The 19,808-nt window shown below is 73.8% G+C and carries 18 protein-coding genes; 9 read left to right on the top strand and 9 right to left on the bottom strand.

Annotation, left to right across the window (positions count from 1 at the left end; all coding sequences use genetic code 11):
- Positions 1-7 precede the first annotated feature (7 nt).
- Positions 8-952, top strand: coding sequence for a helix-turn-helix domain-containing protein (locus ACIBKY_RS25345; RefSeq protein WP_397100014.1), 945 nt, complete (start codon positions 8-10; stop codon positions 950-952).
- On the opposite strand, the gene ACIBKY_RS25340 is transcribed toward ACIBKY_RS25345, so the two are convergent.
- Complete coding sequence (locus ACIBKY_RS25340) at positions 927-1,721, bottom strand: SDR family NAD(P)-dependent oxidoreductase (RefSeq protein WP_397100012.1); 795 nt, start codon at positions 1,719-1,721, stop codon at positions 927-929. The two genes, ACIBKY_RS25345 and ACIBKY_RS25340, sit on opposite strands and share 26 nt — an antisense overlap.
- 86 nt (positions 1,722-1,807) lie before the next feature.
- Between ACIBKY_RS25340 and ACIBKY_RS25335 the strand changes: the two genes are divergently transcribed.
- Genes ACIBKY_RS25335 through ACIBKY_RS25315 form a run of 5 tightly spaced genes read left to right on the top strand, consistent with a single transcriptional unit; the run spans position 1,808 to position 6,786 of the window.
- The gene (locus ACIBKY_RS25335) at positions 1,808-2,212 is read left to right on the top strand and encodes a GntR family transcriptional regulator (RefSeq protein WP_379636833.1); all 405 of its coding nucleotides are present in this window, start codon (positions 1,808-1,810) and stop codon (positions 2,210-2,212) included.
- The gene (locus ACIBKY_RS25330; protein ID WP_397100010.1) at positions 2,209-3,096 is read left to right on the top strand and encodes an ABC transporter ATP-binding protein; all 888 of its coding nucleotides are present in this window, start codon (positions 2,209-2,211) and stop codon (positions 3,094-3,096) included. Before ACIBKY_RS25335 ends, ACIBKY_RS25330 begins: the two co-directional genes overlap by 4 nt.
- On the top strand, positions 3,093-4,157 hold the full coding sequence (locus ACIBKY_RS25325; RefSeq protein ID WP_397100008.1) for an ABC transporter permease: 1,065 nt from the start codon (positions 3,093-3,095) through the stop codon (positions 4,155-4,157). Before ACIBKY_RS25330 ends, ACIBKY_RS25325 begins: the two co-directional genes overlap by 4 nt.
- Complete coding sequence (locus tag ACIBKY_RS25320; RefSeq protein WP_397100006.1) at positions 4,154-5,605, top strand: S41 family peptidase; 1,452 nt, start codon at positions 4,154-4,156, stop codon at positions 5,603-5,605. Before ACIBKY_RS25325 ends, ACIBKY_RS25320 begins: the two co-directional genes overlap by 4 nt.
- Positions 5,602-6,786, top strand: coding sequence for an alpha/beta hydrolase family protein (locus tag ACIBKY_RS25315; protein WP_397100004.1), 1,185 nt, complete (start codon positions 5,602-5,604; stop codon positions 6,784-6,786). Before ACIBKY_RS25320 ends, ACIBKY_RS25315 begins: the two co-directional genes overlap by 4 nt.
- A 2-nt stretch (positions 6,787-6,788) precedes the next feature.
- On the opposite strand, the gene ilvA is transcribed toward ACIBKY_RS25315, so the two are convergent.
- From ilvA to ACIBKY_RS25290, 5 genes are read right to left on the bottom strand one after another with little or no spacing between them, the layout of a single operon-like run.
- Positions 6,789-8,003, bottom strand: coding sequence for a threonine ammonia-lyase (ilvA, locus tag ACIBKY_RS25310; RefSeq protein WP_397100002.1), 1,215 nt, complete (start codon positions 8,001-8,003; stop codon positions 6,789-6,791).
- Between the two features lie 34 nt (positions 8,004-8,037).
- Entirely contained in the window at positions 8,038-9,378 is a 1,341-nt protein-coding gene (locus ACIBKY_RS25305; RefSeq protein WP_397100000.1) for an FAD-binding oxidoreductase, read from the bottom strand.
- A complete protein-coding gene (locus tag ACIBKY_RS25300; protein ID WP_397099998.1) occupies positions 9,375-11,228 on the bottom strand; it encodes an ABC transporter ATP-binding protein in 1,854 nt (617 codons plus the stop codon). The genes ACIBKY_RS25305 and ACIBKY_RS25300 overlap by 4 nt, the downstream gene beginning before the upstream one ends.
- 6 nt (positions 11,229-11,234) lie before the next feature.
- A complete protein-coding gene (locus ACIBKY_RS25295) occupies positions 11,235-14,051 on the bottom strand; it encodes a type 2 lanthipeptide synthetase LanM family protein (RefSeq protein ID WP_397099997.1) in 2,817 nt (938 codons plus the stop codon).
- Positions 14,052-14,067: 16 nt separating this feature from the next.
- Entirely contained in the window at positions 14,068-14,256 is a 189-nt protein-coding gene (locus ACIBKY_RS25290; protein WP_184964695.1) for a DUF6229 family protein, read from the bottom strand.
- 123 nt (positions 14,257-14,379) lie between these two features.
- On the opposite strand from ACIBKY_RS25290, the gene ACIBKY_RS25285 reads away from it, so the two are divergent.
- Positions 14,380-15,024 (top strand): response regulator, encoded by a 645-nt coding sequence (locus ACIBKY_RS25285; protein ID WP_397099995.1) that lies wholly within the window; start codon positions 14,380-14,382, stop codon positions 15,022-15,024.
- On the opposite strand, the gene ACIBKY_RS25280 is transcribed toward ACIBKY_RS25285, so the two are convergent.
- Positions 14,966-16,189: a sensor histidine kinase gene (locus ACIBKY_RS25280; protein ID WP_397099993.1), complete on the bottom strand. Its 1,224-nt coding sequence runs from the start codon at positions 16,187-16,189 to the stop codon at positions 14,966-14,968. The two genes, ACIBKY_RS25285 and ACIBKY_RS25280, sit on opposite strands and share 59 nt — an antisense overlap.
- 72 nt (positions 16,190-16,261) lie before the next feature.
- Positions 16,262-16,648, bottom strand: coding sequence for a RidA family protein (locus ACIBKY_RS25275; RefSeq protein ID WP_397099991.1), 387 nt, complete (start codon positions 16,646-16,648; stop codon positions 16,262-16,264).
- A 179-nt stretch (positions 16,649-16,827) separates the two neighbouring features.
- On the opposite strand from ACIBKY_RS25275, the gene ACIBKY_RS25270 reads away from it, so the two are divergent.
- Positions 16,828-17,427, top strand: a complete 600-nt coding sequence (locus tag ACIBKY_RS25270; protein WP_397099990.1) for a nuclear transport factor 2 family protein — start codon at positions 16,828-16,830, stop codon at positions 17,425-17,427.
- Between the two features lie 12 nt (positions 17,428-17,439).
- Here ACIBKY_RS25270 and ACIBKY_RS25265 read toward each other — a convergent pair whose 3' ends face one another.
- Positions 17,440-18,135: a TetR/AcrR family transcriptional regulator gene (locus ACIBKY_RS25265; RefSeq protein WP_397099988.1), complete on the bottom strand. Its 696-nt coding sequence runs from the start codon at positions 18,133-18,135 to the stop codon at positions 17,440-17,442.
- A gap of 56 nt (positions 18,136-18,191) precedes the next feature.
- Here ACIBKY_RS25265 and ACIBKY_RS25260 point away from each other — a divergent pair, with 56 nt between their 5' ends.
- The gene (locus tag ACIBKY_RS25260) at positions 18,192-19,649 is read left to right on the top strand and encodes an MFS transporter (RefSeq protein WP_397099986.1); all 1,458 of its coding nucleotides are present in this window, start codon (positions 18,192-18,194) and stop codon (positions 19,647-19,649) included.
- Positions 19,650-19,808 lie beyond the last annotated feature (159 nt).

Raw genomic sequence — 19,808 nt, 5'->3', positions numbered from 1 at the left:
TTCCTATATGAGGCTCCGGACGAGCGATGTCCCGGCGCGGGATCGCGAAGAGCTCTGGCGGCACACGGTCGCGCGCTCCTTCGTCCCGCTCGACTTCGAGTTCCGGCGGGGCTGCTCCGGCGAGATCACCGGTCGCAGGATCGGCCACATCCTCGTCACCGAGGTGAGCGCCGGCCCGCACCGCGCCGAACGCACCGACCGGCACGTCAGGAGCTCGGCCGGCCCCGGCTTCTACAAGCTGAGCCTGCCGGTCAGCGGCCGGGTGCGGATCCGGCAGGACGGCCGCGACGCTCCCCTGCTGCCCGGCGACCTCACGATCTACGACACGAGCCGGCCGTACCAGGTCGTCTTCGACGGGACGTGCAGGGTGATCGTGGCGATGTTCCCGCGCGGCGAGCTGCGCCTGCCGCAGCGGGCGATGCGCGAGGTCACCGCGCGGCCGATCGCGGGCGGGCGTGGGCTGGGCGGCGTGGTCTGCCCGCTGCTGGTGAACCTGGCCGGTCACCTGGACGAGATCGGCGGCGCGCCCGCGGCCCGGCTGGCCGACAACGTCGTCGACCTCGTCGCCACGCTGTACGCGTCCTGCCTGGGCGAACACACCACCGCTCCGGCGTCCCTGCTGCGGGAGCGGGTCAAGTCGGTCATCGCGGCACGCCTCGGCGACGCCGGGCTCGGGCCCGGGGCGATCGCCGCCGCCTGCCACATCTCCCCCGGCTACCTGCACAAGCTGTTTCGCGCCGAGGGCGTCACGGTGTCGAGGTACATCCGCGACCTGCGCCTGGAGCGCTGCCGCCGCGACCTGCTCGACCCCGGTTCACGCGAGGTGGCGGTGCGCGCCATCGGCGCGCGCTGGGGGTTCACGGACGCCGCGCACTTCAGCCGCGTGTTCAAGGCGGGGTACGGGCTGGCGCCCCACGAGTACCGGCTCAGCCGCCACGCGGGCGAATGCTGAAGTCGAAAGGCAGCGTGCCCGGGTCGAGCAGGGTGGTGCCGCCGTCGACGGTCAGCACCGCCCCGTTGACGTAGGAGGCCGCGCCGCTCAGCAGCCACACCACGGCGGCGGCCGCCTCCTCCGGAGCGGCGGGCCTGCGCTGGGGCACCAGGCGGGTGATCTCGGCGTAGGCCTCCTCGCGGTCGAGCCCCAGCGGCTGCCCGAACTCGCGCATCTCCTCGTCGGCCATCTCGGTGCGCACCCAGCCGGGACAGACCACGTTCGCCCGCACGCCCCGGGGGCCGAAGTCGGCGGCGATCGTCTGGGTGAGCATCGTGAGCCCGGCCTTGGAGGCGGCGTAGGCGGAGGCGCCCGCGGGCGCCCGCAGCGCCGCGATGGAACTCACCGCGACGAACGCCCCGGAAGCGGCGATGAGGTGGGGCAGCGCCGCCCGCGCCAGCAGGTAGCCGGAGGTGAGGTTCGTGCGCAGGCTGGTCTCCCAGTCCTCGGGCGTCAGCGTGAGCACGGTGCCCGAGCGCATCACCCCGGCGTTGGCCACCACGCCGTCCAGCCGCCCGAAGGTCGCGACCACCTCGGCGACGAGCGCGCCGACATCCTGCTCGGAGGTGACGTCGGCGACGATCGGCAGCGCGCCGGTCTCCGCCGCGACCCGGTCCAGGGCCGACCTGCGCCGCCCGCAGATCACGACCCGCGTGCCGGCGTCCGCCGCTCTGGCCACGGCCGCGCCGATGCCGCTCCCGCCGCCCGTGACGATCACCACGTGTGACACGGCCCCGACATTATCCCAAATCCTATACGAGCACTACTTACGCCGCCTTAACATCCATTATCCTAAAGTGCTAGGAGACTAGATAAATGGGAGAACCGGTGATCGAGTTCCACCTGGACGGCCGCTCGGGCGTCTCGCCGTACCTGCAGCTCGTCCAGCAGGTACGGCAGGCGCTCCGGCTGGGCCTGCTACGCGAAGGCGACCAGCTCCCCACCGTCAAGGACGTGGTCGCGAACCTGGCGATCAACCCCAACACGGTGCTCAAGGCCTACCGGGAGCTCGAGCACGAGGGCCTGGTCGCGGCCCGGCCGGGCGTCGGCACCTTCGTCACCAGGACGCTGACCGACGCCTCGCTGGCCGCCCACGCGCCGCTGCGCAGGGAGCTGCGGATCTGGCTGGCCAAGGCCCGCCTGGCCGGTCTCGACGACGAGAGCATCGAGGCCCTGTTCATGAACACCTTTCGGACCGCCGCTCAGGAGGACATAGCATGACCGCTGTCCTGCAGGCCCACGAGCTGGGCAGGAGGTACGGCCGGCGATGGGCCCTCAGAGACTGCACCATCGACATCCCGGCCGGCCACGTCGTCGGGCTGGTGGGCCCCAACGGCGCCGGCAAGACGACGCTGCTGAAGATGGCCGCGGGCCAGCTGGCACCGACGTCGGGCAGCATCACGGTCCTCGGGGGCCTGCCCGCCGACGGTCCGGCCCAGCTCGCCAAGGTGGGATTCGTCGCCCAGGACACCCCCGTCTACGCGGGGCTGAGCGTCGCCGACCATCTCCGGCTGGGCGCCCGGCTCAACCCCGGCTGGGACGCCGCGCTGGCCCACGACCGGATCGCCGCGCTCGGCCTCGACCCCGCCCACAAGGCGGGCCGGCTGTCGGGCGGCCAGCGCGCCCAGCTCGCCCTCACGCTGGGCCTGGCCAAGCGGCCGCGGTTACTGATCCTGGACGAGCCCGTCGCCTCGCTCGACCCGCTGGCCCGGCGCGAGTTTCTGCGGGGCCTGATGGAGGCGGTCGTCGAGCACGAGCTCAGCGTTCTGCTCTCCTCCCACCTGGTCGCCGACCTGGAACGCACGTGTGACTATCTGATCGTGCTGGTCGACTCGCGGGTGAGGGTGGCGGGCGAGGCCGACCGGCTCCTGGCGACCCACCACCGGCTCACCGGCCCCCGCCGCGACCCCGGCCGGCTGCCCGCCGACCAGGAGATCGTCAGCGCCAGCCATACCGACCGGCAGAGCACCTTCATCGTGCGCACCGAGTCCCCGATCCACGACCCCGCCTGGACGGTCAGCCGGCTCAGCCTGGAGGACCTCGTCCTGGCCCACATGGAAAAGCCCGCCTCGCCCCGGCGCGCGGCACTGGAGGTTCAGCGATGATCTGGCTGACCTGGCGGCAGTTCCGCGGCGCGGCCGCGATGATGGGCGCGGCCCTGCTCGCCCTGGCCGCCGTCCTGGCCGTGACCGGCCCCGGGCTGGCCGCCGAGTACTCCGCCGGCATCGCCGCCTGCACCGGCGAGGGCGGCGACTGCGGGCGCTTCTTCGACCGGTTCTTCGAGGAGAACCAGACCCCCTTCATCCTGGTCACCGCCGTCGGCGTCGTCCTTCCGGCCCTGGCCGGCCTGTTCTGGGGCGCGCCACTGATCACCCGCGAGCTGGAGGCGGGCACGCACCTGCTGGTGTGGAACCAGAGCATCACCCGCGCCCGCTGGCTGGCCGTCAAGCTCACCGTCATCGGCCTGGCCGCCGTGGGCGCAGCCGGACTGGGCAGCCTCGCGGTGACGTGGTGGTCCGGCCCGCTGGACAAATCCGCCGCGCCGGGGTTCGCGCTGATGGACCCGCTGGTGTTCGGCGCGCGCGGCATCGTCCCCATGGGGTACGCCGCGTTCGCCTTCGTCCTCGGCGTGACCGTCGGGATGCTCGTGCGCCGCACCCTGACCGCGATGGCCGTCACCCTGGCCGTCTTCGCCGCACTCCAGATCCTCGTGCCGCTGCTGGCCAGGCCCCATCTGCTGCCGCCGGTCACGGCGTCCTTCCGGCTCAGCCAGGAGAACGTGGACTTCTTCGGCCTGCCCCGGGACGGATCGAGTCCCCGGGTCGCCCTGGAGAACGCCATCCCCGGCCACACCGGCGCCTGGGTGTTGTCCAGCCGGCTGATCGACCCCTCCGGCCGCCCGATGGCCGTCGACGACGGAGCCACCGTCGTTCCGATCTCCGCGACCTCGGGGCCGTGCGCGCCGCCCTCGGTGACGCCGCCGGGAGAAGGCGGCATGGACGGATGCATGATCGAGGTCAACCGGCTGGGCTACCGCCAGCAGGCCACCTACCACCCCTTCGCCCGGTTCTGGACCTTCCAGGCGATCGAGACCGGCGCCTACGCCCTGCTCACGGCAGGCCTGACGGGCTTCTGCTTCTGGTGGATCAGGAGGCGCCTGTCATGAGCGCGAAGACCGTGGCCGCCGGGCTCGTCCTGCTGCTGACGGCGGCCTGCGCGGGCCAGACGCCGCCGCGTGCCCTGCCCGGCAAGGCGGGCGCCACCGGATCGCCGGCGTGCGCCGAGCCGCCGCGCGGCGCACCGCCCGCCGCCGAGACGCCCACCACCATCGACGTCATCGAACAGGCCTACCTCTGCATCCTGTCCTCCTACTACGGCGGGGCCACGCTGGATCCCCGCACGCTGCTCAACGCCGGATTCGTCGCCTTCACCCAGGAACTCAACCGCGGCGGGCACGACCTGGCCGAGGCCACCATGCCGGCGATGAGCGGTGAGCGCGCGGCCGACTGGGCGGCGTTCGAGAAGCTCTACCGGCGCCTCACCGGCCTGCTGCCGCAGGACGCGAAGCTGCGCGAGCGGCTGGCCGTCACCACCCTGGAGGCCATCGTCGCCGCCCTGGACGACAACCACGCCCGCTGGGCGCACGGCGGCAGGCGCGCGCCCAGCGCCTACGACGACGAGCAGTACGGCCTGGGGTTCCGGCCGAACCTCGGCCCCCAGACCGGCGGCAACCCCGGCGCCGCCCTGCCCCCGCTGTTCGTCGCGTCCGTGCTGGGCGGCCCGGCCGGGAGCGCCGGGCTGCGGCCCGGCGACATCATCGAGTCGGTGAACGGCTCCGCCCCCTTCGCCGGCAAGGACGTCACTCCCGCCGCGATCACCGCCCTGTACCCGCGCTATCCGCAGGCCGGTCCGGTCCGGCTGCGGGTGCTGCGCCAGGACACCGGCCGCCGCCGGGAGGTGACGCTGAAGCCCGGCCTGTTCCGGCCCGACCCGGCCGCCATGCGGACGGTCACCGCCGAACGCCTGACCGGCGACATCGCCCACGTACGGCTGCGCGGCTTCGGCCCCGACTCCGCCGACCGGGTGCTCAAGGCGATCTCCAGGCTGAACTCCGGCAGCAGGCTCACCGGCCTGGTCCTGGACCTGCGGGGCAACGGCGGCGGCAGCCCAGACGAGGTGAACCGGCTGCTGGGCGCGTTCGCGCACGGCAAGGTCACCGCCTACCAGTGCGCGGCCGACGGCGCCTGCGACACCATGCGCACCGATGACGGCGTCGCCCTGCTCGGCCTGCCGTTCGTGGTGCTCACCGACCGTGCCTGCGCCTCGGCGTGCGAGCACTTCAGCGCCGCGGTCAAGGACCACGGGCTCGGCAAGCTGGTCGGGACGCGCAGCGCGGGCGCGGTGTCGGGGCCGGCGCAGCCGTACCTGCTGAGCAACAACACGATGTTGTCGTTCCCGTCGAAGCACCATCTGGCGCCCAACCGCGAGGTGATCGACCGGGTGGGCGTGGCACCCGACCACTACGTGCCGCCGACTCCGCAGGACGCCGCTGCCGGGCGCGATGCCGCCCTGGAAAAAGCCCTGACCCTGCTGCCGGGAGGACGTGCGTCATGAGCCTGAAGCCGCTGCTGCGAGGTGGGCTCGCCGCCGGTCTCGTGGCGCTGGCCGTCTCCGCCTGCTCGGCCCCGGCCGAACCCCGGTCGGCCGGGGCCACTCCGGCGAAGGCGAGCGGGCCGGCCGTGTTGCCCGCGCCCACGGGGGCGCATCCGGTGGGAGCCACCATGCTGCACCTGACCGACGATTCGCGTCCCGATCCGTGGGTGCAGGAGAGAAAGGCCAGGGAGCTCATGGTCACCGTGTGGTATCCGGCCCGGGAACGTTCCGGGCGGCCGGTGCCGTACATGAGCGCGAAGGAGTCGGAACTGGTCCTGAAGGGAAAGCGGGTGACGGGCTCGCCGTACGACCTGCTGAGCAGGACGCGCACCCACGCCTTCGCGGACGCGGCGCCGGCCGGGCGGGACGGGAGCCTGCCGCTGGTGGTGCTCTCCCCCGGGTTCACGATGCCCAGGAGCACGCTCACGACCCTGGCCGAGGACCTGGCCAGCCACGGGTATGTGGTGGCGGGGGTCGACCACACCTACGAGAACTACGCGACGACCTTTCCCGGCGGGCGCGTCGCCGACTGCGTGGCCTGCGACGCCGACAGCGACTTCGGGTTCGGGACGAGGGTCACCGGGATCCGGGCGGCCGACGTCTCCTTCGTGCTCGACCGGCTGACCGGGGACGGCCCGGCGTGGAAGGGCTCCTCGCTGATCGACCCGTCGAAGATCGCGATGGCCGGCCAGTCGATGGGCGGGGCCGGCGCCGTGGCGGCCATGGTGAAGGACTCCCGGGTACGCGCCGGGATCGACATGGACGGCACCACCTACGCCCGCATCCCCAAGGGCGGGCTGGCGCGGCCGATGTTGTTCCTGGGCTCGGCGGGCCACAAGCCGGGCGGCCGCGACATCTCCTGGGATCGCGACTGGAAGCTGCTGACCGGCTGGAAGCGCTGGCTCGTGCTGCCGGGCGGCGACCACCAGTCGTTCACCGACGTGCCGCTGCTGGCGGGCGCGCTCGGCATGGAGCTGCCGGGCTCGCTGACGGCGGCCCGCTCCGCCGAGCTCACCCGCACCTATGTGCGCGCCTTCCTCGACCTGCACCTGCGCGCCGAACCCCAGCCCCTTCTGGAACGGCCCTCGCCACGCCACCCCGAGGTCACCCACTGCGCCCCGGCCGCGAAGACCTGCGCCTAGCCTCAGCCGAGGACCAGCCGGTGGCCGTCCCTGCGCAGCGCCGCCAGCGCGTCCTCGGCGTGGTCGGGGCCGCGGGTCTCCAGTTGGAGCTGCACCTCGACCTCGTCCACGTCGAGACCGGAGCCCACACGTTCGTGCACGATGTCCAGCACGTTGACGCGCAGCGCCGCCAGATCGGTCAGCAGGGCGGCCAGGGCGCCCGGCCGGTCGCGCAGGCGCACCCGCACCGCCAGGTAGCGGCCGGCCGCCGCCAGGCCGCGCCGCAGCACGCGGGCCAGCAGCATCGGGTCGATGTTGCCGCCGGACAGCAGCACCACCACCGGCGGCTCGAACGCCCGGGGGTGGGCCATCAGCGCGGCCACGCCGACCGCCCCGGCCGGTTCGACGACCTGCTTGGCCCGCTCCAGGCACAGCACCAGCGCCTTGGAGATCTCCTCCTCGGTCACGGTCACGACCTTGTCCACCAGGTAGTGGATCAGCTCGAACGGCAGGTCGCCGGGCCGGCCGACGGCGATCCCGTCGGCGATCGTCGGGTACGGCTCCAGCAGCACCGGACGCCCCGCCGCCAGCGACGGCGGGTAGGCGGCGGCCCGCTCGGCCTGTACGCCGACCACCGTGATGCCGGGCCGCAGCGACTTGGCGGCCAGCGCGAGCCCGGCGGCCAGCCCGCCGCCGCCGATCGGGACGACGATGGTGGCCGTGTCGGGGAGCTGGTCGAGGATCTCGACGCCGATCGTGCCCTGACCGGCGATGACGTCGGGATGGTCGAAGGGGTGGATGACGACGGCGCCGGTCTCGGCCGCGTGCTCGTGCGCCCTGGCCAGCGCTTCTTCGACGGAGCGGCCGCCCAGCCGTACCTCGGCGCCGTAGCCGAGCGTGGCCTCGACCTTGGGCAGCGCGGCGCCCTCGGGCATGTACACGGTGGACTTGGCGCCGACGAGCCCGGCGGCGAGGGCGACGCCTTGGGCGTGGTTTCCGGCGCTGGCCGCGACGACGCCGCGGGCGCGTTCCCGCTCGGTGAGCCCGGCGATGCGGACGTACGCCCCGCGCGCCTTGAACGAGCCCGATCGCTGCAGGTTCTCGCACTTGAGGTGGACGGGGCCCGCGGCCAGGTCGGACAGCACCCGCGAGGGCAGCACGGGGGTGCGCACGGTCACCGCGGCGAGCAGTTCCCGCGCTGCGAGGACGTCGTCGAAGGAAACCTGCTGACCGCTCATGCGGGCAAGTCTCCCACCGCGCGGCACCGGCCGATCACAGTGACTGCGCGAAAGCGAACAATCCGCCGGGGTCGTAGGCGGCCTTCACCTCTCTCAGGCGTTCCAGGCTCGCGCCGTGGTAGGCGGCAGGCCAGCCGGGCAGGTCGGCGTCGGGGTAGTTGGGGTAGACGCCACGTGTCCAGGGTGACAGCCGCGCCCAGGACGCGCACAACCAGGCGTGGGCCTCGTGCCTGCGGACGTCGGAGGCGCGGAAGCCCACCTGGACGGACTGTTTCAGCAGGAAGCGCGGGGTGCGGTGGGCGAAGGCGCCGCCGCTCGCGCGGGCGATGGCGCCGCCCCAGGGGACGAACTCCAGGTCGCGGATCTCGCCGTAGACGCGGCCGGCGGCCAGCCGTTCCAGCAGGTCGTCGATGGCGGCGCGGGGCAGCCTGCCGGGGAAGAAGCCCGACTTGTTCAGGCGCAGGCCGGGACGCTCGCCCGGCGGCAGGTCGGTGACGGCACCGGCGCCGCCGTCGGCGTAGGCGTGGTGGCGGGCGGCGGCCGGGCCGTCCAGGGGCGTGAGGGTGACCCGGTCCAGGGGCGGGAGGTCGGCGAGGACCTTGCGGGCCTGCTCCTTCGTCCCGGCGACGGCGCCGAAGAGCACGGCGTAGGGCTCCTCCTCCGGTTCGTCGCCGCAGATGACCGCGATCTCCAGGTTCACCTCGTCGGGCGCCTCCGGCAGGTGGTGCTGCCAGGCCTCGACGAGATCGGCGGCGCGGGCGTACGGGCAGATGGCCTGGACGGCGGTGATCGGCACGATGGGGCGGGTGCGCAGCGTGACCTCGGTGACGACGGCGAAGTTGCCGCCGCCCGCGCCGCGCAGCGCCCACAGCAGGTCCTCAGGCGCGTCGGTGATCCGCCCGTCGGCCAGGACCACGCGGGCGGCGAGCAGGTGGTCGGCGCCCAGGCCGTACAGGCGGCTGAGCACGCCATAGCCGCCGCCGAGCACCGCGCCGACCACGCCCACGTCCTGGCACCAGCCGCACGGGACCAGCCGGCCGTGCGCGGCGAGGGTCCCGGCCAGCTCGCCGACGCGTACGCCCGCGCCGACCCTGACCTCTCCCGCGCCGGTCCCGGCGCTCTGCACGGCGGAGATGGTCTTCATGGCCGACAGGTCGACGAGCAGGCCGGTGGTGGAGGAATGGTCGGCGAAGCTGTGGCCGCCGCCGCGCAGCGCGAACGGCATCCCGCGTGAGCGCGCCAGGTCCAGGGCGGCCACGACGTCGGCTTCCGTCGCGCAGCAGGCGACGAGGGCGGGCAGCCGCTCGGTGAGCGTGCCGAGGAACGCCTTGCGCCGGGCCTGGTAGCCGGGCTCGCCGGGGTGGATCAGTTTCACCGGCGGGCCGCCTTGCCGGTCTGCAGGGCGTACAGCTCGGCGTAACGGCCGTTCAGGGCGAGCAGTTCGTCGTGGGTGCCCTGCTCGGCCACGCTGCCCCGGTGCAGCAGGACGATCCGGTCGGCGTGCCGCACGCTGGTCAGGCGGTGGGTGATGAGCACCACGGTCCGCTCCCCCGCGATCTTGCGGAGTGTCTCGTACACGGCGTACTCGGCCTTGGCGTCCAGGGGCGCGGTCGGCTCGTCCCAGATGAGCAGGGGGCCGTCGCGGAACAGGCCGCGGGCCACCGCCAGGCGCTGCCACTGCCCCGCCGACAGCTCGTGACCGCCCCTGAACTGCTTCGACAGCAGCGTCCGCCAGCCGTCAGGAAGCTCGGCGACCACGTCGTCGGCGGCGGCCAGCGCGGCGGCCTCGCGCAGGGCGTGGTCATGCGGGTCGGTGCGGTCGTGGCGGCCCATGCGGACGTTGGTCCTGGCGTCGTGCGGCCAGCGCAGCGGGTGCTGCGGCACCAGGACGACCCGGTCGGCGAGCGAGGCGGGGTCCAGGCCGGCGGTGTCGAGGCCGTCCCAGCGCAGGGCGCCGGTGCCGGGACGGTAGAGGCCGGCCAGGAGCCTGGCCAGCGTGGTCTTGCCGGAGCCGTTCTCGCCGACCAGCGCGATCGTCTGGCCCGCGTGGATGGTCAGGTCGATGTCGCGCAGCGCCGGGTGGGCGCTGCCCGGGTAGGTGAAGCCGACGCCGTGCAGCGTGAGGCGTTCCGGTGAGCGGGGCGCCGCCGTACCGCCGGAAGGGGCGCGGCGGGCGTGGGCGTCGGCGAGGAAGTCGTGGTAGTCGGCCACGTACATGAACTGCTCGAACAGCTGGTTGGCGGCCTGGGCGAGCTGCTTGAGCGCGGTCGCGGCCACCCGCACGGCGATCACGGCCGTCCCCGCCGCGGCCAGCGCGATCCACCCGGAGTGCAGCATCAGCCCGAGTACGGCCAGCACCCCCGCCATGGCCAGCCCGCCCGCCGCCCGCCCCGCCGCCCTGACCCGGGCCATGGACAGGCCCACCCGGGTCTCCGTCCTCTGCAGAAGGTTCGCCACCTGCCGGTATTCGTCCAGCACGTACGGCTGCGCCTGGCAGGCCCGCACCTCGGCCGCCGGTTCGCGTTCCGTGGCCAGGTCGGCCAGCATGTCGACCCGCCGGTTGAGCGTGACCATCTCGCGCATGCCGCCGTACCCGTGCCGGGCCGCCCTGAGCACCGCCCATCCCTCGGGGATCACGCTGAGCACGAGCAGCGGCACCAGCACTGGATGCAGGACGGCCAGCCCGGCGGCGGCCGCGGTCACCCCGCAGGCCGCGCCGAGCAGGTCGATGGTGTTGGCCACGGCGCGGTCCAGGTGGAACAGGCCGCGGTCGCGGGCCCGGTGCAGGCCGTCGTAGAAGTCGACGTCGTCGAAGTCGGCCAGTTGCACGCCGAGCGCGGCGGCGAACAGCCGTTCCTCCGCGGCGCGGCGCAGCGCGGGCTCCAGCCGCGCCCTGGCCAGTTCGACCGCGGCCTCCGCCGCCGCGCGCAGCGCCACGATCGCGGCGACGAGCGCCAGGCCGGGCACGGCGGCCGCCAGCCGTTCCGGCGCGGCGCCCTGGGCCAGCAGGTCGTCGAGCACCGAGGCGGTGGCCAGCAGCCCGCTGGCCGTCGCGGCGCCCGCGGCGAGCTGCAGGGCGAGGATGACCAGCGCCGGGCGGCGCCCGCTGTCCCAGATGAGGCGCAGCACGGGCGCGGTCAGCGCGGGCAGGCGGCGCAGCGTGCGCCGCGAGGCCGGGTCGGGACGGTCCAGGTGCCAGTAGGGGGCGACGAGGTCATCCTCCACGCGATCTCACTCCAGGTCCGGGAGCAGGACGGACGGCAGCGCGCTGCCAGGGTGCGAACGCAGCAGCTGGTAGGCCACCCCGCCGAGGCCGGGCAGCAGGCCGGGCGCGAAGGCGTCCCTGGCCAGGCCGCTGATCGGGCCGTTGGTCTCCAGGCTGCCCAGGATGTGGGCGAGCAGGGGCTCGCGCCCGACCGGCGCGACTCCGGCGGCCCGCGCGTGCTCGATCACCTCCCAGGATCCGAGGTCGCCGTGGCAGAGCGTGTGGTTCCAGCCGGTGCCGTCGGCCCAGCAGGAGGCGGCGGCCCTGGCCAGGCGTTCGTGCCACAGATCGCCGCCCCGGCGGGCGAGCTGGTCGGCGGCGACGATGCCGACCCCGCCGGCGCCGTGGCACCATGCGGCGGCGGTGTGGCCGTCGCCGCGCAGGTCGAGCCAGCCCCGCTGGTCATGGTCGTAGAGCGTGTCCTCGTAGGCGAAGGCGGCGTCGGCCAGTTCGCGCCGGCCGGGCAGGCGCGACAGGGCCCAGCCGATGCCGGTGGCGCCGTGCGCGAGGCCGCCGAGTCCCTGGGGGAAGCGGGGGCTGGGCCAGCAGGCGCCGCCCTCCCGGTGTTCGGCGAGGCCGGCCAGGCGGGCGCCGATCGATTCGGCCAGCTCGCTCCATCGGGGTTCAGCGGTCTGCGCGGCCAGGCTCAGCAGGGGGACGATGGCGCCGGCCATCCCGGACAGCAGGTCGTAGGCGTCGTCGGCCTCGATCGCCGGGGGCAGCAGGGCGGCCTGCGCGCGGGCGCGCTCCAGTGCCTCGTCTCCCACCGCGCCGAGCGAGCGCAGGAGCAGCCAGCCCCACACCTGCGAGGCGATGCCCAGGTAGGCGCCGGGCGGCTCGGGCCGCAACGGGATGCCCTCCTGCCGCTTGTCCGCGTCGCGGTCCTCGGCCAGGCGGATGGTGTGCAGCAACGCCGTCCGCAGGCCTTCGAGGTCGTCGACGGGGTCGGCCCGGCCCGCCGCGGTCTCGGCCAGGTAGGCGCTCACCAGGATCGCGACGCCGTGGGCGCCGCCGTACAGGTCGGCGGCCAGAGGTTGCACGGCCCAGCCCGTGGGGGTGAGCAGGGGCGTGATCCAGGTGACGGTGCCGTCGCCGCCGCGCACGGCGCTGCCGAGCACGCCGCGCATGATGCCGGCCGCGGCCGTCCTGCGGCGCGACTCCAGCCGGTCGGTACGGATCACGCCGGGTGACAGCCCCTGGTCCTCCGGCATCCAGCCTTCGTTGAGGTAGGCGCTGACCAGGGCCGCCTGCGCCACCCCGCGATCCAGGGCGTGGTCGCGGGCCCGCCAGCGGGCCACCGCGTCGGCGACCAGGTCGAGCTCGGGTCCGCACCGGGTGCCGGCCGGGCCGCGCAGCATGCCCTCGCGCGGCGTGGTGTCGAACATCGGGATGTCGCCGTGGCACAGCTCGTCCACCTCGGCGGCGATGATGGCGGCGTCTCCCGGCGCGCCGGGCACGTTCTCCGACATCTTGGCCAGCAGGGCGGCGGCCTTGGCGCGGGCGCCCGCCTCGTCGTGCAGCGCGACCGGGTGCCACAGCATGCGGCCCAGCTCGGCGTAGGACTCGGTGGAGCGCAGCACCGCGCGGACCGGGCAGTCGGCGAAGCCCGCAAGCAGCGGCTCCAGCTTGCCCGAGCGGTCCAGGTCGGCCAGGCGGGCGTCGAGCTCGTCGAACCCGGCGATGATCGCGTCCCAGTAGTGGCCGAGCACCGGTTCGGGGCTGGGGTGGTTGGCCGCCGGGGGCAGGTCGACCCGTTCCGTGCCCATGCGGGGGTGGTCGGTGCCGGCGCCGAGCACGACGGGCAGCTCGACCTGCGGCTGCTGCCCGGGGAGCGCGCCGGCGGCCGACATGTCCACGCCGCGCCAGCCCAGGGCCACACCGCGTCCCGGCAGCAGGCCGGTCCGCATCACCGAGGCGTCCACCAGCTCCACGGCCAGGTCGACGGCCTGGCCGTAGCCGGAGGGGCGGGCCTTGGCGTGCGGGGCGAACAGGCTCTCGCAGTCGACGACGACGGGCTGCGGACCGGCCGCGATGAGGTTCTCGGCGTGCAGGTCGCTGCCGCCGAGCAGGCGCATGAGCGCCAGCCAGTGGCCCATCCCGGTGTAGAAGGCGCGCAGTTCGCCGTCTCCGGCGCAGTGGCGATGCCCGATGTGCTCGGCCCAGCCGTACTCCTGCCTGGTCACGACCGCGGGCACGCGCATGGCCGACACGCCGAGATGCGTGAGCAGCTCGGCCAGCGCCGCGTCCACGGCCAGCGAGCGCGGCTTGTAGATCACGCGGCCGTCCGCGCCGCGCAGCAGGATGACGCTCTGCCCGCCGCGGTGGCTGTCGCCCGCGCCGAACTCGACGTGCTCCAGCTCCCCTCGCGGCGCGCCGGGCAGGGTGGAAAGCGCCGCGCGGTCGGCGGCGAAGCGCGCGGCGAAACGGTGCGCGGCCGCGCAGCGGTTGCGGATCACCGTCAGGAGCCGCGCCATCATGCCGGGGTACGGCCCCGCCAGCGCCTGCCAGAACGCCGGTCGCGCCACGGCGTCCTTCCACTCCAGCCAGCGTTCCTCCGAGGTCGCGGCGCTCAGCCGCCCGGACAGGCGCGCGGCGTTCAGCTCCAGCACCAGCACTCTGGTGATCTTGCGGCGGACGTCCTCCTCGACGCACTGCGCGGAGCCGGCCAAGATAGCGGCGCGCTCGGCCGCGGCGAGGCCGGTGAGCGACCCCAGCCGGGCCTCCAGACCGGCCAGCGGCGCCGCGATCAGCGGGTCCAGCGGGGGATCGAACTCACCGGCCATGTGCTCCCGTCCCCGCTCAGCAGCAGTAACGGGTACGCGAGCCCGAGCAGGCGGTCCCGCACTTTCCTGAGTGGCCGGGGCCGGTCATGGTGATCTCGGATTCGACGTACATGCCGGGCAGCAGGGGGCCGACGGGGCTGTCGGGCTCTTCGCCCGTCCTCCAGGCGAGGATGATCTCTTCGGCCCTCTCGAGCGTGACGGTCATGCTTGCTCCTTTCTCGGACTTGGCGCCATGTTCTGCCGCCAGGTCCGTCACCGATAGGCGTAATAACTGCGCACTTGACACGACATTCCGGATATGGGAAAGACAGGAGTGATCACCCTTTCTGTGATTGATGATGACCGCATGCTCATCGACGGGCTGACGGCGTGGCTGGAGGGCGTGCCCGACGTCCGGCTGACCGCGTGCGCCGCGACCGTGGCCGAGCTTCTGCGTACCGAACCCGCCCCCGCCGACGTGGTCCTGCTCGACCTGCTGCTTGCCGACGGCTCCGAGCCCGTCCAGAACGTACGCACGCTGGCGTGCCTGCGCCGGCGGGTGCTCGTGGTCAGCGTGGTGACCTCGGGCGACATGGCCGTGCAGATGATCGACGCCGGGGCCTGCGGCTACCTCACCAAGGACCACGACCTGGCCGCCCTGCTGGCGAAGGTCAGGGAGGTGGCCGAGGACGGGGTGGCCCTGTCGCCCGAGCTGGCGCTGGGCTGGCTGGCCGCGCGCGACGGCGAACGGCCCGTGCTGTCGCCGCAGGAACGCGCCGTCCTGCTCGCCTACGCCTCCGGCATGACGCTGGCCGCCGCCGCCAGAAGCGCCGGGGTGCAGCCGGGCACCGCCAAGAACTACCTGGAGCGCGTCAAGGACAAATACCGCAAGGCCGGCCGTCCCGCCTACACCAAGCTGGAGCTGGCCACCCGGGTCAGAGAGGACGGCCTGGCCACCGGAGCTCCACGCACACCCCTTCACCGGGGGCCGTGATGACCTCCGCGCTGCCGCCCGCCTCGGCCATCCGCCCGGCGACCGAGGAGCGCAGCCCGTAGCCGGGCGCGGCCAGGTCCGGGGCGAAGCCGTGGCCGCGATCGACCACGCGTACGGTGACCACCCCGTCCACCGCGACGGCGGTGAGCCAGGCCTCCCGCTCGCCGGAGTGCCTGGCCACGTTGTTGAGCGCCTCCTCGGCCGCCTCCGCCATGGCCACCGACACCGCCGCGGGCAGGTCCTCCGGCAGCGCCTCGGCGGCGTAGCGCACGCACAGTCCCAGACCGGCCGCCCTGGCCACCGCCCGCGCCAGGCCGTTGCTCAGCCCGTTGGCGGGTCCCGCTGCGTCCTGCCTGATCAGGGCCCGGACATAGGCGGCGTCGGAGGCGCACCTGCGGCGTACCTCCTCGGTGTGGTGGTCGAGGCCGCCGCGGGCGATCGCGGTCAGCGTGGCCAGCACGGTGTCGTGCAGCTGCCGGAAGTGGGCGAGCCTGGCGTGCTCGGCCACCCGTTCCGCCTCGGCGGCCAGCCGCTGCTCGGCCAGGCCGTCCAGCCGCGTGGCCTGGGCGGCCAGGTAGCGGCGGATGAAGAAGACGATGATCGCGAACCAGACGTAGCTGTTGACCCGGACCGCCAGCTCCAGCAGGAACGGGTAGCGCTGGCCGAGGTCGGCGGCGTGCGCCAGCGCGTACACGATGATCGGGGGCAGCAGGGCGGCGAAGTGGATCGCGCGGCGGCTGACCGCGCCGATCAGCGCCCCCGTCGCCAGCAGGGCGTGCGAGGACCAGTTGGACACGCACGCGGCGGAACCCGGCAGGCACGCGCCCGTCACCGCCACCATGAACGCGCAGGTGGCCGCCACGTCGATGACCACCGCGAGCGGCGCGAACCAGCCCCGGCGGGCGACCCAGCGGAACAACGTCACGTTCCACGCCAGTGCCAGGGCCAGCAGGGCGGCGTTGCGGCCGCGGTCGGCGAACAGCGCCTCGGCGGCCAGCAGGCTCGCGCAGGCCGGCAGCAGGTAGCTGGCCCGTTGCAACAGCAGGAGCATCGCCACGAACCTGCACACCCGCTCCCGGCTGGGCCGCGAGGCCAGGAACAGCGGATCGCGCCAGCCCAGGGAGCCCCGCCCGCCCGCCCGGGCCGCCGGGGGTGGAGAGTGCATGGCAGGGCCGTCCTTCCGCCGATCCGCCTGAAGGATCTCCGCGCGGAGATCGGGCGTCAAGCGGGCACCGGATCAGTCGAGGACCGCGACCGCCTCAAGCTCGACCAGGTGCTCCGGTACGTCCAGCGCCGCCACGCCGATCAACGTGCCCGGCGGCACCGGCGTGCCGCCCAGCTTCCCGGCCGCCCGTGCCACGCCCTCCAGGAACAGCGGCATCTTGTCGGGTGTCCAGTCGACGACGTAGACGGTGAGTTTCGCCACGTCGTCGAAGGTGCCGCCGGCTGCGGCCAGGGCGGTGGCGACGTTCAGATAGCACTGCTCGACCTGGGCGGCGAGGTCGCCGCCGTCCCAGGCGACCTGGCCGGCGACGAAGACCATTCTCGTCCCGGTCGCGATCGACACCTGCCGGTAGGCGTCGATCTCCGGAAGTCCGCTTGGGTTGACCAAAGTGATGGGCATGCCCGCCTCCGTACTCTCTCGTGGTTACTCGGACACCGTAAGAGAGTGGCGGCTGACATGGAAGAACGCACTTTCTGGAGACTGGGGAACCGTTTGGTGACTCAGCGGCCCGGTTGTCACGCTCATGCGACCTATGCTAGCTATAACATCCTATGCTGATCGACATAGGAGCTGAATCCATGACGAGCGACGACCTTCTCCACCGGCTGCGGGTCCTGGAGGACCGCGAGGCGATCCGCGACGTGCTCCACCGATACGCCCGCGGCGCCGACCGGTGCGACCTGGAGCTGTTCAAGTCCTGCTACTGGCCTGACGCCGTCGACTGCCACTGGTTCTTCAACGGCGACGCCCACGCCTTCGCCGACTACGTGATCTCCCTGCTCGCCGGGCTGCGCACCTCCCAGCACTCCATCACCAACCCGATCATCGAGCTGGACGGGGACCGGGCGTTCGTGGAGTGCCAGTGGTACGTGCTGCACCGCATGGATCTGGGCGACGGCTCGGGCCGCCTCCTCGACCAGCAGCTGGAAGGCCGCTACGTCGACGTGTTCGAACGCCGGGACGGCGAGTGGAGGATCCTGCGCCGCCAGACGGTGACGGAGGCGGGGCGCGAGTTCGTGGTCGAGGACCTGAACGCGGGGGTCCCCGACGACCTGCCCATCGCGGGCCGCCGCGCGCCCCGCGACATCGTGTACGCCGGGATGGACATTCTCGGCATGGAGGTCATCAAGATCGACGGCATGGACCTGTGGGAGATGGCCCGCGCCCGCCACCGCTGACGACGCGGGTCCTCAGGACCGATAGGACTCCAGGCCCGCCAGGAGGAAGTCCACGCCCCGCGCGAAGTGGGCGTCCCAGCCGGCGTCGGCGCCCGGCGGGTGCGCGGCGAGCGCCGGATAGAGGTCGGCGCGCCGCCGGATGTGCTCGCCGAGCGCGCGGCGGGCGCCGCCCTGGTCCTCCTGCCGCCAGGCCGCCTCGACCGACGCCGTGCCGATGACGTAGTTGCTGACGGCCGCGGCCGCCGCCGACAGGTTGAGCCCGGAGAAGCCGGCCGAGACCAGGGCCGCGTGCACGAACTCGGCCCGCGCCAGCGCCTGGGGTCCCATCAGCGGACGGCTGCTGGCCAGCGGCCCCGCCCACGGATGCCGCAGCAGCGCCGCCCGCAGCCCGTCCATGAACACGGCCAGATCCTCCCGCCAGGACAGGTGACCGGGCAGCGCGACCTCGCCGAACACCTCGTCCAGCGCCAGGTCGAACAGCTCGTCGCGGGTCGCCACGTACCAGTAGAGGCTCGTGGCGTGCACGTCCAGCGCCTCGGCCAGGCGCCGCATGCTCAGCCCCGCCATTCCGTCGCGATCCAGCGTCTCGACCGTGGCGGCCACGATCCGCTCGCGGGTCAGCGACGGCGAGCGCTGCGGCGCGGGAGGGTCGCGCAGCCACACGCCGCCGGGCATCGTGCCGGCGCTCCGCGGACGCTTGGGGCTCATGCGCCCATGCTAGTAGCCCTACACTGTAGGAGTAATCCAACACTGTAGGAGGAAGCATGGAAGGGCATCCGAGACGCCGGGCGATCCTGGTCGCCATCTGCGCGGCTCTGCTGGTGATCGTGATGGACAACACCGTCCTGCACGTCGCCCTGCCCGCGATCACCGCCGCCTTCGACGCCACCGCCGCGCAGCAACAGGCGATCGTCGACGCCTACGTGATCGTCTTCGCCGGTCTGCTCATCGCGGCGGGCGCGGCCTCCGACCGCTTCGGCCGCCGGCGCGCCATGGTCATCGGGCTGACCGTCCTCGGCCTGGCCTCCGCCGCCGCCATCGCCGCGCCTTCGACGTGGTGGCTGATCGGCGCCCGCGCGCTCATGGGCGTCGGCGCCGCCCTGGTCATGCCGGCCACGCTGGCCGTCCTCGTCCAGGTCTTTCCCGCGCGCGAACGGCCCAGGGCCTTCGCCGTGTGGGCGGCGGTCGCCTCCGTGGCGATGGCGGCGGGGCCCGTGCTCGGCGGGTACCTGGTGGACGCGTGGAGCTGGGCGGGCGTCTTCCTGATCAACGTGCCGCTCGTGGGCGTGGCCGTACCGGCGATCCTGTGGCTTGTCCCCGAGTCGCGCGACCCGCGCGCCCGTCCCGTCGACCCTCTCGCCGCCGTCCTGGTCACCGCCGGGATGGTCGCCCTGACCACCGCCATCATCGCGCTCGGCGAGCACGGCCGCCTTTCGCCGCTCGTCCTCACCTGCGCGGGGGCCGCCATCCTCGCCCTCGCCGCCTTCGCCCTGCGCCAGCGGCGGGCGAGCACACCTGTCGTCGAGTTCTCGCTCTATCGCGACCGGCGCTTCGCCGGAGGCAGCGCCGCGGCCGCCCTGCTCACCGTCGGCACCGGCAGCGCGCTGTTCGTCCTCACCCAGTACCTGCAGCTCGTCCTCGGCTACGACGCCCTGCGGGCGGGGCTCGCGGTCATGCCGCTGGCCGCGGGCACCGTCCTCGGCTCGGCGGCCGGCGCCCGCGTGCCCTCCCGCATCGGCCCCCGCGCCACGATCGTCATCGGGTTCGCGATCACCGCCGCCGGTTTCGCGCTGCTCGCCGCCCTCACTCCCGGCAGCCCCTACCTTCTCGTCGCCGCCGGACTCCTTCTGGCGGGCGCCGGCACCGGGCTGGCGGGGCCGTCCACGACGACCACGGTGCTCGGCGCCGTCCCGCCGGAGCGCGCGGGCATGGGCTCGGCGCTCAACGACACCCACCAGCAACTCGGCATCGCGCTCGGCGTCGCCGTCCTCGGCAGCCTGCTCGCCGCCGCCTACCGCACGGGCCTGCCCGCAGCCGTCCCCGACGCCGCGCGCGCCTCTCTGGCCGCGACCCTCACCCACGACACGGTACGCCTCGACGCGGCCCTCACCACGGCCGCCAGGGAGGCCTTCACCGGCGCCCAGACCCTCACCATGCTGACCGCCGCCGGCTGCGCCCTCCTCGGGGCGGTAATAGCCGGAACCGTACTGCGCCGGGATTGACCTCCACCTCAACGCGCCGGCAGGCGTCCCTGACGCTCACAGCGACCCGACCACGGCGTTGACCGCCGCGAGCAGCGCACCCCCCACCAGCGCGACCACCAGAACCACACAGACAATTCTCGCCCAGGACTGCACCCCGCCATCCTGCCGCCGAAACGC

It is taken from the genome of Nonomuraea sp. NPDC050394, assembly GCF_044459065.1.
Classification (GTDB): Bacteria; Actinomycetota; Actinomycetes; order Streptosporangiales; family Streptosporangiaceae; genus Nonomuraea.
This window is presented reverse-complemented; position numbering and strand designations above follow the sequence as displayed.

Bases quoted from the DNA above. Each gene is read 5' to 3' on its own strand.
- ACIBKY_RS25345 (WP_397100014.1), top strand. From the start codon at position 8: ATGAGGCTCCGGACGAGCGATGTCCCGGCGCGGGATCGCGAAGAGCTC.
- ACIBKY_RS25335 (WP_379636833.1), top strand. From the start codon at position 1,808: ATGGGAGAACCGGTGATCGAGTTCCACCTGGACGGCCGCTCGGGCGTC.
- ACIBKY_RS25330 (WP_397100010.1), top strand. From the start codon at position 2,209: ATGACCGCTGTCCTGCAGGCCCACGAGCTGGGCAGGAGGTACGGCCGG.
- ACIBKY_RS25325 (WP_397100008.1), top strand. From the start codon at position 3,093: ATGATCTGGCTGACCTGGCGGCAGTTCCGCGGCGCGGCCGCGATGATG.
- ACIBKY_RS25320 (WP_397100006.1), top strand. From the start codon at position 4,154: ATGAGCGCGAAGACCGTGGCCGCCGGGCTCGTCCTGCTGCTGACGGCG.
- ACIBKY_RS25315 (WP_397100004.1), top strand. From the start codon at position 5,602: ATGAGCCTGAAGCCGCTGCTGCGAGGTGGGCTCGCCGCCGGTCTCGTG.
- ilvA (WP_397100002.1), bottom strand. From the start codon at position 8,003: ATGAGCGGTCAGCAGGTTTCCTTCGACGACGTCCTCGCAGCGCGGGAA.
- ACIBKY_RS25295 (WP_397099997.1), bottom strand. From the start codon at position 14,051: ATGGCCGGTGAGTTCGATCCCCCGCTGGACCCGCTGATCGCGGCGCCG.
- ACIBKY_RS25290 (WP_184964695.1), bottom strand. From the start codon at position 14,256: ATGACCGTCACGCTCGAGAGGGCCGAAGAGATCATCCTCGCCTGGAGG.
- ACIBKY_RS25280 (WP_397099993.1), bottom strand. From the start codon at position 16,189: ATGCACTCTCCACCCCCGGCGGCCCGGGCGGGCGGGCGGGGCTCCCTG.
- ACIBKY_RS25275 (WP_397099991.1), bottom strand. From the start codon at position 16,648: ATGCCCATCACTTTGGTCAACCCAAGCGGACTTCCGGAGATCGACGCC.
- ACIBKY_RS25270 (WP_397099990.1), top strand. From the start codon at position 16,828: ATGACGAGCGACGACCTTCTCCACCGGCTGCGGGTCCTGGAGGACCGC.
- ACIBKY_RS25265 (WP_397099988.1), bottom strand. From the start codon at position 18,135: ATGAGCCCCAAGCGTCCGCGGAGCGCCGGCACGATGCCCGGCGGCGTG.
- ACIBKY_RS25260 (WP_397099986.1), top strand. From the start codon at position 18,192: ATGGAAGGGCATCCGAGACGCCGGGCGATCCTGGTCGCCATCTGCGCG.